12 protein-coding genes are annotated in these 14,863 nt (G+C 66.5%); 5 read left to right on the top strand and 7 right to left on the bottom strand.

Annotation, left to right across the window (positions count from 1 at the left end; translation table 11 throughout):
- The first annotated feature begins 813 nt into the window (after positions 1-813).
- A complete protein-coding gene (locus tag QHF89_RS11730; protein ID WP_284720381.1) occupies positions 814-5,262 on the top strand; it encodes an eCIS core domain-containing protein in 4,449 nt (1,482 codons plus the stop codon).
- Between the two features lie 63 nt (positions 5,263-5,325).
- Here QHF89_RS11730 and QHF89_RS11725 read toward each other — a convergent pair whose 3' ends face one another.
- On the bottom strand, positions 5,326-5,964 hold the full coding sequence (locus QHF89_RS11725) for a HEAT repeat domain-containing protein (protein WP_136969421.1): 639 nt from the start codon (positions 5,962-5,964) through the stop codon (positions 5,326-5,328).
- Positions 5,965-6,061: 97 nt separating this feature from the next.
- Here QHF89_RS11725 and QHF89_RS11720 point away from each other — a divergent pair, with 97 nt between their 5' ends.
- Together QHF89_RS11720 and QHF89_RS11715 are read left to right on the top strand one after the other, a co-directional pair.
- On the top strand, positions 6,062-6,499 hold the full coding sequence (locus QHF89_RS11720; RefSeq protein ID WP_136969420.1) for a trypsin-like serine peptidase: 438 nt from the start codon (positions 6,062-6,064) through the stop codon (positions 6,497-6,499).
- A gap of 96 nt (positions 6,500-6,595) precedes the next feature.
- Positions 6,596-7,780 (top strand): hypothetical protein, encoded by a 1,185-nt coding sequence (locus QHF89_RS11715; RefSeq protein ID WP_136969419.1) that lies wholly within the window; start codon positions 6,596-6,598, stop codon positions 7,778-7,780.
- A 4-nt stretch (positions 7,781-7,784) separates the two neighbouring features.
- Here the strand turns inward: QHF89_RS11715 and QHF89_RS11710 are convergent, their stop codons facing one another.
- A complete protein-coding gene (locus QHF89_RS11710) occupies positions 7,785-8,813 on the bottom strand; it encodes a hypothetical protein (protein ID WP_284720380.1) in 1,029 nt (342 codons plus the stop codon).
- A 141-nt stretch (positions 8,814-8,954) separates the two neighbouring features.
- Here QHF89_RS11710 and QHF89_RS11705 point away from each other — a divergent pair, with 141 nt between their 5' ends.
- Both QHF89_RS11705 and QHF89_RS11700 read left to right on the top strand, forming a co-directional pair.
- The gene (locus tag QHF89_RS11705) at positions 8,955-9,995 is read left to right on the top strand and encodes an RNA polymerase sigma factor (RefSeq protein WP_136969418.1); all 1,041 of its coding nucleotides are present in this window, start codon (positions 8,955-8,957) and stop codon (positions 9,993-9,995) included.
- A 58-nt stretch (positions 9,996-10,053) separates the two neighbouring features.
- Positions 10,054-10,344, top strand: coding sequence for a hypothetical protein (locus QHF89_RS11700; protein WP_136969417.1), 291 nt, complete (start codon positions 10,054-10,056; stop codon positions 10,342-10,344).
- Between the two features lie 281 nt (positions 10,345-10,625).
- Here QHF89_RS11700 and QHF89_RS11695 read toward each other — a convergent pair whose 3' ends face one another.
- From QHF89_RS11695 to QHF89_RS11675, 5 genes are all read right to left on the bottom strand, one after another.
- Positions 10,626-10,943, bottom strand: coding sequence for a hypothetical protein (locus tag QHF89_RS11695; protein WP_136969416.1), 318 nt, complete (start codon positions 10,941-10,943; stop codon positions 10,626-10,628).
- 313 nt (positions 10,944-11,256) lie between these two features.
- On the bottom strand, positions 11,257-12,042 hold the full coding sequence (locus QHF89_RS11690; protein WP_284720379.1) for a hypothetical protein: 786 nt from the start codon (positions 12,040-12,042) through the stop codon (positions 11,257-11,259).
- A gap of 73 nt (positions 12,043-12,115) precedes the next feature.
- Positions 12,116-12,247, bottom strand: coding sequence for a hypothetical protein (locus QHF89_RS11685; protein ID WP_284720378.1), 132 nt, complete (start codon positions 12,245-12,247; stop codon positions 12,116-12,118).
- A 341-nt stretch (positions 12,248-12,588) separates the two neighbouring features.
- Positions 12,589-13,956, bottom strand: coding sequence for a serine/threonine protein kinase (locus QHF89_RS11680; protein WP_136969414.1), 1,368 nt, complete (start codon positions 13,954-13,956; stop codon positions 12,589-12,591).
- Between the two features lie 6 nt (positions 13,957-13,962).
- On the bottom strand, positions 13,963-14,862 hold the full coding sequence (locus QHF89_RS11675) for a hypothetical protein (protein WP_136969413.1): 900 nt from the start codon (positions 14,860-14,862) through the stop codon (positions 13,963-13,965).
- Position 14,863: the final 1 nt, after the last annotated feature.

The raw sequence follows: 14,863 nt of genomic DNA, 5'->3' as shown, positions 1-14,863 counted from the left end.
TCCTTGCCGTTGCGATTTTGCTGCTGGGTTCGCTCCTCAGGGGTTGCGGAGCGGATCTTGCGTCGCAGGGCGTCATGGGACGACCGGCGAGGGCGTCCTCGAAAGGAGCGCGAACGTGTATTCGCGGGCTGGCGGCACCTCCTTCTGGGCGACCATGGAGAGCGGCTATCTATTATAAGGAGTGGCTGCTGCTTGGAGGCTGGCACGGCCTTTGACGACCGCGTGGCGGCGATGGGGGCGTAGAGAAGGAGGAAGGCTCCCGCAGCAGGGGGACGCGGCCTCCGTGGTCGACGAAGCACGAATCCCACGCCTGCACGTGACGGCGCCGGAGACGTATGCGGTGCGCGGCAGGGCGGTCACCGTGTGGTTCGAGTTGTTGCTATCGCGTGTGACGATAGGTTTCCTCTCCCGTCGTCGCACGTGCGCGGCGCAGTTCATGCGAATGGGAGCTGCCCATTTCGCCCGTCGTGCGGTATCCTTGGAGCAAGCGCCACTGGAGGCCACAGCATGTCCACCTTCGAGCGAAAATCGCGCGCAGCCATCCCTTCCCCGGTGCAAAAAACGGATGTCTCGCGGCGACAGGCGCCTGCTTCGGGGCGGGGCGTGCCCGAGCTGTCGAGTGAAATGCCCACCATGGCCCAGCCCTGGACGCCTGTGGCATGGAGGCTCTCTCCCTCTTGGCAAGTCTATCCCAGCCGCAAGGCATCCCCTGCGAACGCTTCAAGCAGCTCTGCACATGCGCGCGGAGCCGATGGGGTGAGCTCTGTGTCGGAAGAATCCGAGCCGGCTACGGATTCGACGCTGAATGCGGCCATGCCGCGCGAGATCCAGACACTCGCGTCGGCATTCGGGATCGAGCCGGGGGGCGTGAAGGTGCGGGCGGATGGCGAGGCCCAGCGGCAGCTCGAATCGCGCGGGGCCCGGGGGCTCGTGGACAGCGGCGTCGTGTATCTGCATCCCACGAAGGTCGACCCGCGAACGGATACGGGGCGATACGTCCTCGCGCACGAGCTCGCCCATCTGGCACAGGCGCGAAACGCCGCGCCCGTGGGCGGAGCGGGCCCACGGGCGCGGCTGGCTGCCGAAGCCGAGGCTGCGCAACTCGGCCAGGCACACGCGCGAGGCGCGGCTGTGAGTCGCCCTTTGGCCCCGCTCGGGCCGGGGCCCGCGGCGGACAACGACGCCGTCACGGGAGACGTGGAGGATCTTCTCGCCGAGCCGATGCTCACCTCGATGAAGGTGCGGATCGAGGGACTTTACTTCACGCCGAAGCCGGGCTCGCGATGGCTCGCCGGTCCCAACAAGCAGCTCCAGATGACGGCTGCCGCGTTATGGCATCTCGTCGGCAAGAAGCGCTACAGCCCCCGCCTCGCCGTCGAGGCGTACCAGGCGTTGCGGCAGGAGGGCTTCTCGGTCGTGGGCATGCAGGCAGAGACGCCGGTAGCGCAGCTTGCTCCCCCTTTCGCTCTCTACAAGTCGATCCCGCAAAAATTGGTCAAATGGCTCCTCGCCCGAGGCATCGAGCTCGCCCTCGAGGAGGAGCGGGTCGCCTACATCCTGGCCGTCGACGACGCGCGGGGAGCCTGGGAGAAGCTCCGGTACGCGCTCGCCTTCCCGCCCTGGTACACGGAGTCGATCTTCCTCCGCGTGATTCTGAGCCATCGGGGGCTCTTGAGGGATTTCATCGACGCCCGGAAGCCCGGACTGGTGAACCAGAAGAGACTGGCGGGCCGGATGAGCCGAACGCAGGATGCGATTCGTGACACCCTGCTGGTGCCCGCGTACGCCGTCGACGGCATTCGCCAGGACCCGGGCCTGGTGGACGAGCCCGCGTACCGCGCGTTGTGGCGAATGCCCCCTGTCCGCCCCCTGGCTTCCGGGGTGTACGAGCCCGCGCCCGCGAACAGCGTGCCGGACGAGTACCTCGCGGCCGAGCTCCTCCTGGACATCGAGAGGGCGCCGAAGCTCGCCGTGGAGGCGCTCGACGTGGACAACCACGAGGTCCGCAAGAAGCTGCTTCTGGATTTCGCTCTGCGGATGAAGGTGCGGCTCGTCGACGCGGAGGGCGAGGATCACCTGCTCGACGGGCCCGTGAAGGCGACGATGCCGCCGTTGCCCTCCAGCCTGATGAGTTATCCCGCGCTCGATCAGCAGTTCTTTGACCTGCCGGAGGGCTCGGACGCCACCTTCTTCATGCAGCTTCACATCAGCAGCCTGATGGAATCGGCGACCACGTTCTTCAACTATGAGTGGCAGCTCCTCGAGGTCCCCGAGAACGACATCAAGAAGCTCGCGCAAACGGCGCTCGATCTCGAGGCCAAAGGGGAGGCGCCAGGCATGGGCGCGGTGCTCTGGCAGCGGCTCGGGCGCGACATGGACGACAACGCGGTCGATATCCAGCGCGCGCTCCAGGCGCTCATCAGCGATATCGGGGCCCCGAGCATCGGCGCCGCCACCCTGGTCTCCCTCAACGCGATCCTGCGGCCGATCGGGACGTTCGTGCGAGCGGGCATCCAGACCCTGGCCGAGCCGTCCTTTGCGCATGCCCTGCCCTTCAAGAAGAGCGGCCTCTACATCGTCCGCTGCATCGCGTCGCCGATGGCCGTCGAGGGTCGTGTCATCGAGCGCGCCCCGAGCGTCGCGTGGATGCCGGTATGGGTGCGACCGTCCGCGGAGATGTCCAAGCTGCGGGTCGATGCCGATGTGCGGGCGATGTTCGAGGAGGAAGGCCGTCTTCAAGACCTTTACAAGGAGCTCTTCAGCAACGACAAATCGATGGCCCCCGAAACCCGGATGGCCCTGCTCAGCGAGTACGAGGACATTCGCCAGACGCTCCATGGCAACGCGTTGCCCGTGTTGTTCCGCGAGCGCGCGATGCTGGATCGCCGCCTCACGGAGCTCCAGACCCGCAAGACCGGTGAGACGAGCGCGATCGATCCGAAGCGGGACGAGCCCGCGCCGGATTCGAAGGAAATCGAGGCGCTGACCCAGCGAATCGCCGACATCGACGAGATCCTCATGCGGCGCCAGGCGCATCTCCTCGACCTCGAGAGCGAGAACGAAGGCGCGTCCTTGGAGCCGCCCGTGCGCATCACGGCGGCGCTCGTGGGGCGCGACGGCGTCACGCACCGCCTCCTCCTCGAGGCCGTGGAGCGCCCCGCGGACGGGGACCAACTCGTCTATGCCGTGCTCGACTCCACCACCAAGAAAAGCAGCTTCGAGGTGGGCGCCCCCAGGGAGAACCGCGAGGACGCCATCGTCGCCGCGGCGACGAAGCTGCTCGAGAGCGACCACGGGTATGGCCGTGGATCCTGTACGCTCTACATCCCTCCGTACATGGCAGGGGAGTTCGGCGGGGCCGGAACGACGCGAACGATTCGCATCGAGAAGGACCGGTCCGCGCTGACGTTGGAGAGCATCGAGAACATCACGCTGGCGATCTCCGTGGCGACGGTGGCCGCCGCGCCGTTCCTCGCGCCCGGCGTGATGCTCTCCATCATGATACCGGTCGGCGTCGTCGGCGCCATTCCCTCGGCCTATCGACTGGCCGACCGCGCTGCCCTGGGTACGCTGCGCGCGAACGATCTCAGCATGTGGATGGACGTGATCAACGTCCTCAGCGCCCCGGTCGGCGCCGTGCGGGCGGCGGCCAGCCTCAAGCTGATCCCGGTTTCCGCAGGTGGCCAGCTCGGCTTGATGATCTTCGGCTTCGGCCTCGACGGGCTGAGCGTCGCCGTGGCCGGTGCCGATCTCTATGCGCAGATCAAGACGATCTCCGAAGATGAATTGCTGCCCGACAGCATTCGTCGGGCGCAGATCATGGAGCTCCTCGGCTCTCATTTGCTGAATCTCGGGATTGCCGCCGGGCACCACCTCGTGATGGAGGGGAAAAACGCTAAGGCGCGCGGCGGCGAACAAGCGCCGCACGTCCCGGGGCGTCGCGCCGATCCGACGGTGCATTCCCTGTTGAAGATGGCCACGGGAAGGGAGATCCCTGTCTATCGGTCGGAATCGGTGGGGCCGCTGGAGGCCATGGCCGTCCCCGAGTTCGACGCCTACGGATTGATCAGGGACATTTACGTGGTTGCCGGCGTCCGTGCCGACACGAAGATGATCGTCGGCCACGCCGTCGCGGCGAAGATGTTGCTCCGTTACATGGGCCTGTCGGGCCGGGTCCGTCATGCGATCAATCGAGCCGGAGCGTTGCTCTCGGGCAAGCCCGACCCCAAGGATCCGGGCAGCCAGCCCTGGCGCTCGCAGGCCTTTTATTCGGCGATGGAGCTCGCAAAGCTCGCGCATCTCATCCAGTCGTACAGCCACGAGATACGCGGGAACGAGTCGACCGGAAAGAAGTTCGACGCCGCTCAGGAAGAGAAGCACAACAAGCTCCTCGAGGACCTACGCGCGCAGGTGCGTGAGCACGAGGAGAAGCTCACGAACTTCGAGGCAGGCCCGGACTTCGTCGCGGCGAAGTTCGATGGGTCCGAGATCAAGAAGACGCCCCTCACGGAGTACACGCCCGCACCCGAGGGCCACTTCTACACGCAGGATCCGAACAACAAGGGAGCGTACCAGCTCTACATCAAGCCGGGCAGCACACCGGAGAACCCGATGATGGTCGACCCATCGGGCAAGAGGGACCCGACATCAGGGAAGATAAACCTCGTCCCCCGGGAAACCTCGCCGACATCCAGGCGAAAACACTTTCGGCATTGGAATTCCGATCAACTGAATCGCCAGGCGGTGAAAGACGGTTATCCTCCGCCTCTGCCGGGCGAACAGTACGTCGTAGATACCAATGGCCAGTGGAAACTGAAGGCGCCTGACAACGTTCCGTTTCTGACACCGGACAAGAGTCCCGTCATGGGCAGTGAGGCCAATCGTATTCTAGCCACCCTCATGCCATCGCAATGGGAGACGGCGTACGACGGGTTTCGCAGACAGATTCGCGCGAGAAGCCCACTAGGAGAGAAATGGAACGCACACAAGAATCGAGCGGTTCCCGTCCTCTCGAAGGGCCAGCAAATCGGAACGGCAACTGTGTATACTGGCGAAGCTGGACCGGCACTCGTGCTCTACGACGAGCGGATCTTCACCGGCTCCAAATTGGAGAATACCGACACCACGGTGTTCACGGGGTACCCTGGCACGGATCCGGAGACCGGCATGGGTGTTCGCATCATCACGTCGATCGACTACGAGGGCCTCCTCGCACGCAACGTCGAAAGACCGACGGTCCACGGGAAGACACGGATAAAGTAGTCGTATCCACGCGACGGCAATCGCGGTGGGGGGGGGCTCCGCGATTGGAATCATCGAAACGCCTTACAAATATGTTTCCCTGCCCTCACGCAAAGCTTCGAGCACATCACTGGCCATGTAGTCATTTTGCGTCGCGACGAGCTCTTCCAGGACCGCGTGTCCCTGCGCATCTCCGACCCGCGCAAGGGCACAGGCGGCCACCAGGCGAGAGGAGGGATGATGAAGTTCTTGCCGTCGCCTCTCGCCCCAGGCCGCAAGCGCAGGCTGGCCAGCTCCACCGATGCGCGTGAGCGCCAGCGCGGCAACATCGCTCACGTGCAAACCCCAATACATGCCCGCGATGAGCTCGTCGTCGTCCAGGGCCTCGATCAGCGCGTCGACGGACGCAGGGGACGCCGTGCGGCACAAGGCCACCGCGGCCGTGTAGCGCGTCATAGGCTTTCCCGAGAGCAGCAGCGAGCAAGTATGTTCGACGTCGGCCGGCTCCAGGTGCGGGCTCAGGACGCGCGCGGCGCACGCACGGAGCCGTGCCTTGTAGCTGCTGTCTCGCACGACCGCGCGCACCAGCGCGAGACCTGATTCTCCACGCGACAGGAGACCGCGGCAAAACTCCATCATGCCCAGGGTGTTCTCGGTCAAGATCGGATCCGCGCGGAGGGCCTGCACGCAAGCCGCGAGATCAGCGGTGACAGGATCTATCATGCGCAACGTTTATCACGTTGGCGCTGTGGCCTCCACCCGCAGCTTCATGGAGCGCCCTGCAACGCCGTGCAGGGAACGTTGAAGTCACCACCGCGGCGTGAACGAGCGGCCGTGCGACCCCGCCGCTGAGCTGCGGCTCGATCCCGATGCTCATTTCGTCACCTCCCGCGAGGACGACTGCACGATCGTGAAGGTCTTGGGGAGCCCGTCGGCGCGGTGGGGCGCCATCGAGCTACGAACGGCCGATGTCCGCGTCGACGACCGCGTCAACATCATCCAGCACCCGGGCGGCGATCAGAAGCAGCTCTCGTTTTTTCACAACCACGTGGTCCACGTGGGCCATGGGCGCGTGCAATACCTGACGGATACGCTCCCCGGCTCCTCCGGAGCACCCGTGTTCGACAAGGACTGGCGGCTCGTGGCGCTGCACCACAGCGGAGGTTGGATCACCGAGCCGGGATCGGGAGACCGCTTTTTCCGTAATGAAGGGATTCACGTCGATCGGATCATCGATGTGTTCCGTCAGGCACGCTGAGCATCCATCGGCTCGTTTGTCGTCTCCCGGCTCGTCCCGCCTCAGGTTTGTCGCCGAGCTTGCCCCCGACGTGGCAACCGCGGTAGCGTGCGCGTCATGCGTCAGACGTTGCGTGTGGGGCTCGTGCTCGTGGCAGGGTTTGCGGCGGCGGCCAGCATGGTTGTTGCGTGCAGCTTCGGGCCTTCCGACATTGGGGGCGATTGCTCACCTGAGCAACTCGCGACCGATTGCTGCTTCTGCCCCGTTCCCGAGGCGTGTCCGAACGGTCCTCCTCCGATCCCGCCGCGTTGCGTACGCGACGGAGGTACGGATGGCGGCGATGGCGGCGACGGCGGCGACGGCGGCGCAGGCGGGACGGCCTCGTTCTGCGCCGGAGGAACCTGCGTCTCCCCTGCCCCGGATGCGTGGGCACACATCGCGTTCGTGTCGTCGTGGCCCGAGGAACCCCCGCCCTGCTCCGAGGATGCTCCGATCCTCGCGTTCGAAGGCATCCCCGCGCCGCCTGCGCCCTCCTGTGGTGCATGCGCGTGCGATGCGCCCGAGGGGACGTGCAAGCTGCCGGAGACGTGGACCGTGGATTCGCACGCATGCCCGGGAGGTGGTGTCAAGACAAACTTCGATCCGCCGACAAACTGGGACGGGACCTGCAACCAGGACAAGTCGATCCCGGGGAGCTTCCTCTGCGGCGGTGTGCCGTGCGTCCGTTCGATCACGGTCTCGCCCCCGGTCATCGAAGAGGAACCCTGCACGCCGCACCTCGTAGGGGATCCTGTTCCTCCGCCCGCCCATGCGTGGGCTGGCGGGCCGACCACCCCGATCGGCCGCGCCTGCGCCAGCGGCAAGCCAGCGCCGACGTGCGTGGACCAGCCCGGCAAGGTGTGCGTGCCCGGCGCACCAAGCTCCTCCTCGTGCATCATGCGCGCCGGTGAGCACACCTGCCCCGAGGGCTGGGGCGGCGAGCGGCACGTCCTCTACGCGCATGTCGACGACAGCCGGGCTTGCTCGGCCTGCACGTGTGATGCGCCGAGTGGTGGCTCGTGCAAGGTGAAGTACCGGATCTTCAGCGGGCCGATGTGCACGGTCGAGGAGTCGGCCGAAAACGTCTCCACCGGCATGATCGCCCCCTGCCGCGACTTCATGCCGGGCACGGCGCTCGCGGGCAAGACCGCCGAGATCCTCGAGTACACGAAGGGCACGTGCACGCCGAGCGGCGGCGAGGTGGAAGGAGAACTCGTCCTCGCGGAGGCCGTGACCGTGTGCTGCTACGCGCCCGTCAGCTAAAGGGCTAGAACGACCAGAGCAGCGACGTGGTCACGTTCGCGGCGAGCGGGATCGGCTCCCAGAGAGGCCACGTTTGGCCGTAGATGTCACGACCCGCGAGGTTGAACACGGCATCGAGGTCCGTGCGTAGCAGCAGCGAGCCGACCATGACCTGCTCGAAACCTGCGCGGAGGCCCACGCCGAAGAGCGATCGCGTCGTCGCTTGGGAGAACGCTCGCTCATTTCCCACCGACCGCTGCACCCCACCCATGATGAAGCCGCACAGCCGAAGCGACGACGGCGCGTAACACCCTGCGAGGGTGCCGAGGCCCGTCTGCACGTCGACCGCCGTGGGCCCGTTTTGTGGATTCGCCGTCATCCACGCTTGCCCCGCGATATCGAGCTCAAGCACCAGGCGCGGGCGAACGTGCCAGCCCACGATCACACGCGGAGCGAAAAACGCCTCCGGGGCGAAGCCGAGGAAGGCGCCGAGCCCGGCGCCCACGAACCCGCGCCGCGCCGCGGGGGGCTTGGGGGGCTCCGCGGGGGGTGGCGGCGGGCAAGGCTCGCTGGGCGGAGCCGGACGTGACGCCGGCGGCGGAGCTGCGGGAGGCGGCGGTGGGGGCGTCGGCTCCTCCGGAGCGCCCTCCTCCGCCTCCATCTCGATGGCCGCGACCAGCGCGACCTTGTGCAGCACCTTGAAGCACTCCATCGAGCCTGGGTACGTGAGACGCACCGTCTCGAGCACCTGCCCCCCGGGCTCCCGGAAGACGACCTTCACTCCATACGCTCCCCCGGCAGGCCGCTCGATGTGCACCTCGAGCACCCGCGATGCTGGAGGGTCGAGCAGCGGTTGCGAGAGCGCGAGGTCGAGCTCCTCGAAAAAACCTTCCGGGTCGTTGCAGGCCGGCAAGTGCTTCGGCGCGACGAGCTCGAAGCGGTAGTGGGGTGGCTCGGCGCGCGCATCGAGCGGCGCCGCGAGTGCCATCGTCACGCCGATGACAGCCTGCAGGGCTCGCAGGCCGACCTTGCCGCCTGCTTCAGGGGTTCGCATCACCAGACTCCAGGCCCCGGTCGAAAATCTTCGGGGTCATGTCGATTTGCTGCACGGAAACGTTCGAAAACGGCTCCTCACGGAGCAGGGGCGAAAGACGAACCGGAGCGGGACGCAGGGACGAACGGGAGAGGGTGTACCGTGAACGGGCGAAAAACCAAAGAAGTCGACGACTTGCCCGGGTACCTGCCCTGGATGGTCGAACGCGCGCGAAAGTTCGTCCCCGACGCGGACGCGGAAGACGTGGCGATCCAGGCGTTGCGGGATGCGTACGACGTCACGCGGACGAGGCCACCTGCGGAGGAGGTCGATCGCGTCAAAGCATGGTTGTTTCGGCTGGTGCACCTGCGCGCGAAAGCACACTGGAAGCAGCAAAAGAGGCGGGCGCTGGAGACGTTATGGGACAACCCCGACGACGTCGATGCGGTCGCCGCGCCCATCCATGACGTGGTGGATGTGGCCGAGCGCGAGTGGTTCCGGCTGGGATTGGAGGGTCTGTCCCCGGAGCGGCGGGAGCTCGTGCTTTCGTGTTGCGTCGAGGGTGTGACCGTCCGGGAGCTCTCGTCCGAGCAGGGCGTCAATGAAAATACGCTTTCCTCGTGGCTGCAGCGGGCGCGCGAGGAGCTGCGGATGCGGCTGCAGGACTTGCTCGACGATTCCAAGCGGCGGCTGGGCATGCTGCTGCCGTTTGGATGCTTCGGTTTGGGTTCTGCGGACGAGGAGATGCCGGCGCGGGAGGGATGGGATCGTGGGATCCTCCGCGCGTGTGCTCGGGTTCTGGAGCCTGCGATTCGGTTTGCCGTGAGCGTGGCGGTGGGCGCCTTGGTGGTTGGGTTTTCCCCGTCCGGGCCGGGCGCTGGAGGGGTCGAACCGGGAGCAAGCGAGCGCGAGGCGCGTGCCGAGTGGCATGACACGGTGGTTGTTTCCCGGTCTGCCAGATCGGGAGGTGCTGCTCCGTCGACGACGCTCCCTCCCGCAAATGCCCCGCCGAAGCTACACGTCGTCGAGGAAGGAAACTTCTCGTTGCTGGTCCACGCCAAGGCGGCCTTGAACCGGGGGGACGCGCGGCGCGCGCTCGTGCTCCTGGATGAATACGAGTCCAAGATGACGGATTCGACGCATGTCAAGCAACGGCGGACGCTTCGCGCGGCGGCCATGAGCATGCTGGCCGAAACGCGCTGACAGCGTTGCAAGAGGGAAGTTTTGGGGGCTTGGGACGGGTGGAGGTGCGGAGGTGGTCATGAAGGCGGCCAAAGGTAGGAAAATGGCGAGAGGGAGCGGCGAACCCGTTGCGAAGCAGGAGGGAGAGGCTCCGGAGGAGCTTCCGACCGAGCTCGCACTCGGGAGTGATGGTCGGCTGTACGTGAACGCGGAGGGGGTGGATCCCGAGAAGATCAAGGGGCGAACGAGGTTCGTCGGGTTCGCGATGACGGAGGAGGAGGCGGGCGTCGCGATCGAGCAGATCCACCGGATGGCCTTCAACGTGACGGTGGCTGCGGTTCCCATGGGGAAGCGTCGGCAGAAGCATTGAACTCGGAAACCTACACGATATTCTCCTCCTCGCTCGCGGGGCTGCAGGCCGAGCATGGCATCGAGGAGGCAGTATTTTCTGGCTCGTCGAGGCCGGCCCCGTGGCGCCGGCCGCTTTGCTTTTGGGGTTCAGAGAGCGGGCGCTTTCCGTTGAGCTGCCAGAAGGCCCACCTAGGTTGGAATCACGCTGTTTTCACGGGAACGAGGATGCCAGCCCATGGGGGTGCATGGAGAAAAACTTCCAGGGGCCCGGCGACGAGCTTCCGGCCCGCCCCGAGGCGTTCACGGCGAAGGCAGGGGACGGAGCTTGGCCTTGCGGCGCAGGGCGCGCGTGGCGTCGAAGCGGCGATAGCAGGTCATCAGCGCGCCGTCGTCGGCGAGGAGGACGATCCAGCCGCGCGCGCGGCGGGCGAGGTCCGTGTCGCGGATCTCGGGCGGCAAGCGGCGCTCGAGGATGACGAGGTGCGTCGCGCCGGCGGCACGGTGCTCGCAGCCGTACGTCAGGATGAAGTCGCGTACGTCGCGGCGAAGGCCACGCTGCGCGGCGCGGAGGCGGAAGTGGGACCATGTTCGAACAGCGGAAGACGCGGGGTTCTGCATGGGGGTGCGAGGCCCATCGCAGGAGTCGTGCCGGGGAGGTGCGAAGCGCTGGTGTGGGCGCGTTTCCTGGGGAATGGCGTCACGAGGAGCGGCGCGGCGGAGACGAACGGGGCGCCCGGGCGGGGGGATTCGTCCGGTGGAACGGAAGAAAGGTTCCAGGAGCGAGACCTGCGGGGAGGAAGCGTTCGCCCGGAGGATGCGACCGAGGGGGTCGAGAGTTCGGTGATGATCGCGATCGGCGACGGGCGCGAGCGGAGGTGATCGCGATCAGGGGGGCCCGAGCGTTCCTTGCCTCGCGTGAAGTGAAGAGATATCACCCGCCCTCGGGCGCGCCCACCGGCTGCACCCTGGCGACGAACTCGGCCACGGCGAACCAGTTCCGGTTGTCGACCCCCTTCGAGCTGCATTCGTACCGGACCGTCCGCCACGCGCCCGACGTGATGTCCTCCCGGAGCTCTGCACCCGCGAGGCCATTGCGTCGTCCCATCCACGGGTGCGTGAGCGTCCCGGCCTGGTATTGCCGCACGATCTCCTCGCCTGTCCACCTGGCTTCCGCATTCGCGCCGAACACCATTTCGCGTTTGGCCAGGAGGGCTGGGTAGCGCGCCAGCGCCACCCGCAGCACCTCGACGAAGTACGGCGCGCCCACGTCCGTGTAGACGTCGAGCAATGTTTCCCACGTGATCGTTCGGACCGACAATCCCCCCACTCGCCGCGCGAGCCCCTCGGGGAGCAACGCGACATGGGCGACGTTCTCCTGCGCAACGCCGAGGTTCTCCCGGAGATACGCCACAATCCCCGCCTGCGCGCGGAGCTGCTCTTCGAGGTCCGCGGCTGAAGGCTGATCGTACATCTTCGCCTCGATGGCGAGCAGCACGCGGCGCGGGCCGTCCACGTAGACGAGGACGTCGGGAGTGTCGCGGGTCGTCGGTGCATCGGGGAATCGACGTTCGGCCTCTTCACCGAGCAGCGATTCCCGAAGCCATATTCCGTGAAAAACTGGATGTTCGCCCGGCGGGGGCTCCCGTCGACCTCCACGCGCCCGAGCGAGCTCGGTGAGCCGTCCGAAGTGCGCGAAGTCGTGCGCGCAGACGAGCATCGGGAGGACGGTCCCCGTGAAATACCGCTCTTTTCGATTGAACGGTAGGCCGTGTCCGCGAGCGTTTCGATGCTCATGTCTCGCTCTTCCCCTGCCCCTCGGCACGATGCTCGCTGACGACTTCGATCGTCCCGACGATGGCGTCGTTGAAGGCTTCGAGTTCCTCCGCGGGGATCCAGTATTCAGCGTGGATCTTCGAGCCCACCACGTGGACGTCGTACTTCGCCGTCCTCGCGGTGCGCGCGGGCGAAAAGGAAGCCGCGGACGCGCCGACCGGCGCGTGGGTGACGCACCTCCGGGACCACCACCTTCCCGTCTATCGGTTGTGTATCTATACGCTCACAAATGCGCTGATCATGCTTCCGGAGAGGGACATGGAGGGAACCAGGGAGGTAGCAACCAGGCCCACCCAGAAGATGCCGGGACCACACGTCCTTCCTATGCTCCGCCACCGCTCGGCCGGAGGGCAGCTGTTCTCTGCCCGAGCGCGGCTGATGCCTGCTGTGTGACCCGCCCGGACGGATACGCGCCTCGCGGCGGCGCTCGTCAGAAGATCTCTGGATCGAACGGCTCTGCGCCTTTGAGAGGCTTCTTCCCTTCCTCCGTCGTGGGGCGCGGCGTCCCGGGATTGGGCGCCTTTCCCGTCGACGACCCACGGCTCGTGGAGGGGACCGTAGAGGGCGCCGCGGGGGATGCCGCGGGGGACACCGCGGGGGACGCTGAGGGCCCCATCGCGGAGGTGGACGCGGTCGGGGCCGGCACTGGCGGCGTCGTGAAGATCGTCGGGGTTGGCTCCGGGCGGGGGGCGGGGCTCGGCGTGCTGGCGAGGGGCGGCGCTGCCGGGATCGCCGGGGCCTCGGGCGGCGGGGACAGGGGCCAGCGGAGCGCCGCCGCTCCGGCCAGCATGAGGAGCCCCGACGTCGCCATGGTGATCGGCACGCGCAGCCTCGATCGTGCCTTGTCCGCCGAAGGCTCGGCGGTCACCGGCGGCGCGGAAGGAAGAGGGGGGCGGAGGTTCGTGGGGCTTTCGGATCGCGGGGCGTTGCCCGGGAGGTACGGCTTGAGCGCGCTCATGAGGTCGACCACGCTGGGCATACGCGCGCCCACGTCATGCACGAGGCAGCGGAGGATCACCTCTTCGAGGCCGGGATCGAGATCGGGCCTGTAGATGCGCGGCGGCTCGCACGGGGCGCCGCCGAGGATCCTCGTGAACAGCTCGACCTGGTTCGAGGCCTCGAAGGGGGCACGGTTCGTGACGAGCTTGTAGAGCGTGACGCCGAGGGACCATACGTCGGTGCGTCCGTCGACGTTTTTGGCCGAGCGCATCTGCTCGGGGGACATGTACAGGAGCGAGCCCATGACGTCGTTTTGTCCGGTCACGTCGACGGGCTCGATGCCTGGAAGGGGGAGCTGCTTCGAGATACCGAAATCGAGGACCTTGATGCAGGGTGATCCATCGGCGCAGCTCGTCGAGAACAGGTTCGACGGTTTGATGTCCCGGTGGACGATGCCTCCGGCGTGGGCCTCGGCGAGCGCTTTGCAGGCCTGGAAGACGTAAAGGGCGGCGAGGTCGGTTGGCAGCGGGCCCGTCTTTTCGAGGATCTGCGCGAGGTCGAGGCCGTGGAGCAGCTCCATCACGATGTACGGCGCGCCGGAGTCGAGGCGCCCGATGTCGTGGATTTGCGTGAGGTGCTCGCTCCGCAGCCGCACGGTGGCGCGCGCCTCGCGGAGGAAGCGCTCGACGGCGACGGCATTGCCGAGCTGCTCCGGGAGCATCAGCTTGATCGCGCGCCTCTCGTGCAGATCGAGGTGCAAGGCGGCAACGACGACGCCCATGCCGCCTCGGCCGAGGATCCGCTCGACGAGATACTTGTCCGCGAGGATGTCGCCGATCTGTACGTCGCGAGGTGACATGTCGGGTTATTCGGTCGGCTTGCAGCAGAAGGTTACGGGGCCTTCGACGGTGACCTCGCCTCCGACGGACATGCCGCCGGTGGACCTTTGGAAGAGGACAGGAGCGTCCGTCGTGACGGAGAAGATGTAGTCTGCTCGGTGCTTCGTAATCTCCCTACAATCGGTGCGGACGGTGCGGTGGGGGTTACCGCAACTTTCATCCTCGAAAATCAGGTAGCCGTCCCAGTCACACCGGACCTCGCACGCGCAAGCTGTGCATTGACGCCCGTCGCTGCCATTCTCGTACGCTTTGCGTGAAACCTGCCAGCCCGGCGGGCATTCGATGTCGTGCCCCTCTGCGCGAATACATAGCTGCTCGTTCGTTGCGCGGAATGCTCCGGCGGCGGCCGGGACCTGACAAACGTCGAGCACCTGTGTCCATGGAGGGGTGGGCGTGCCCGTCACGACCTCGTACGAAGGCGGCGTCGGCTCTCCTCTCGTGCGGCAATATTGGCGCTTGCCATAACGCTTCAGCGGCCTACATTCGCCAGAAACGACATTCACTGGGAGCTCCAGACTCTCGCACGTGGGCTCTGTCCAGCACTCGAGCTCCGGGAGCTGGCAGCTCGTTTTCTCATCCGACAGCAGGCAGCTACACGCTTGGCATGCTCGCCGGTCGCTTGGCGGATCCATGACATACCGCGCCGGCATCGTCCCGTCCGCGCACGGATCGAGCGCTGGGCCGATGTCCTCCTGGACGCGCATCCACCCATACCCCACGAACCCCTCGGGGATCTCGATGTTCGGCCCTCCCGGGCACGTCCCGTCGTCCTCGCAGGTATAGTACCCGTCGCATCCAATCGAATGGAGGACCAGCGCGACCGCAGCAGGAACGATCGCCAGAGCGCTCAGCTTGCTCCACATCACG

It is taken from the genome of Polyangium sorediatum (assembly GCF_029946465.1).
Classification (GTDB): Bacteria; Myxococcota_A; Polyangia; order Polyangiales; family Polyangiaceae; genus Polyangium; species Polyangium fumosum.
The sequence above is the reverse complement of the archived record's forward strand: the minus strand, read 5'-3'. Positions and strand labels throughout refer to the sequence as shown.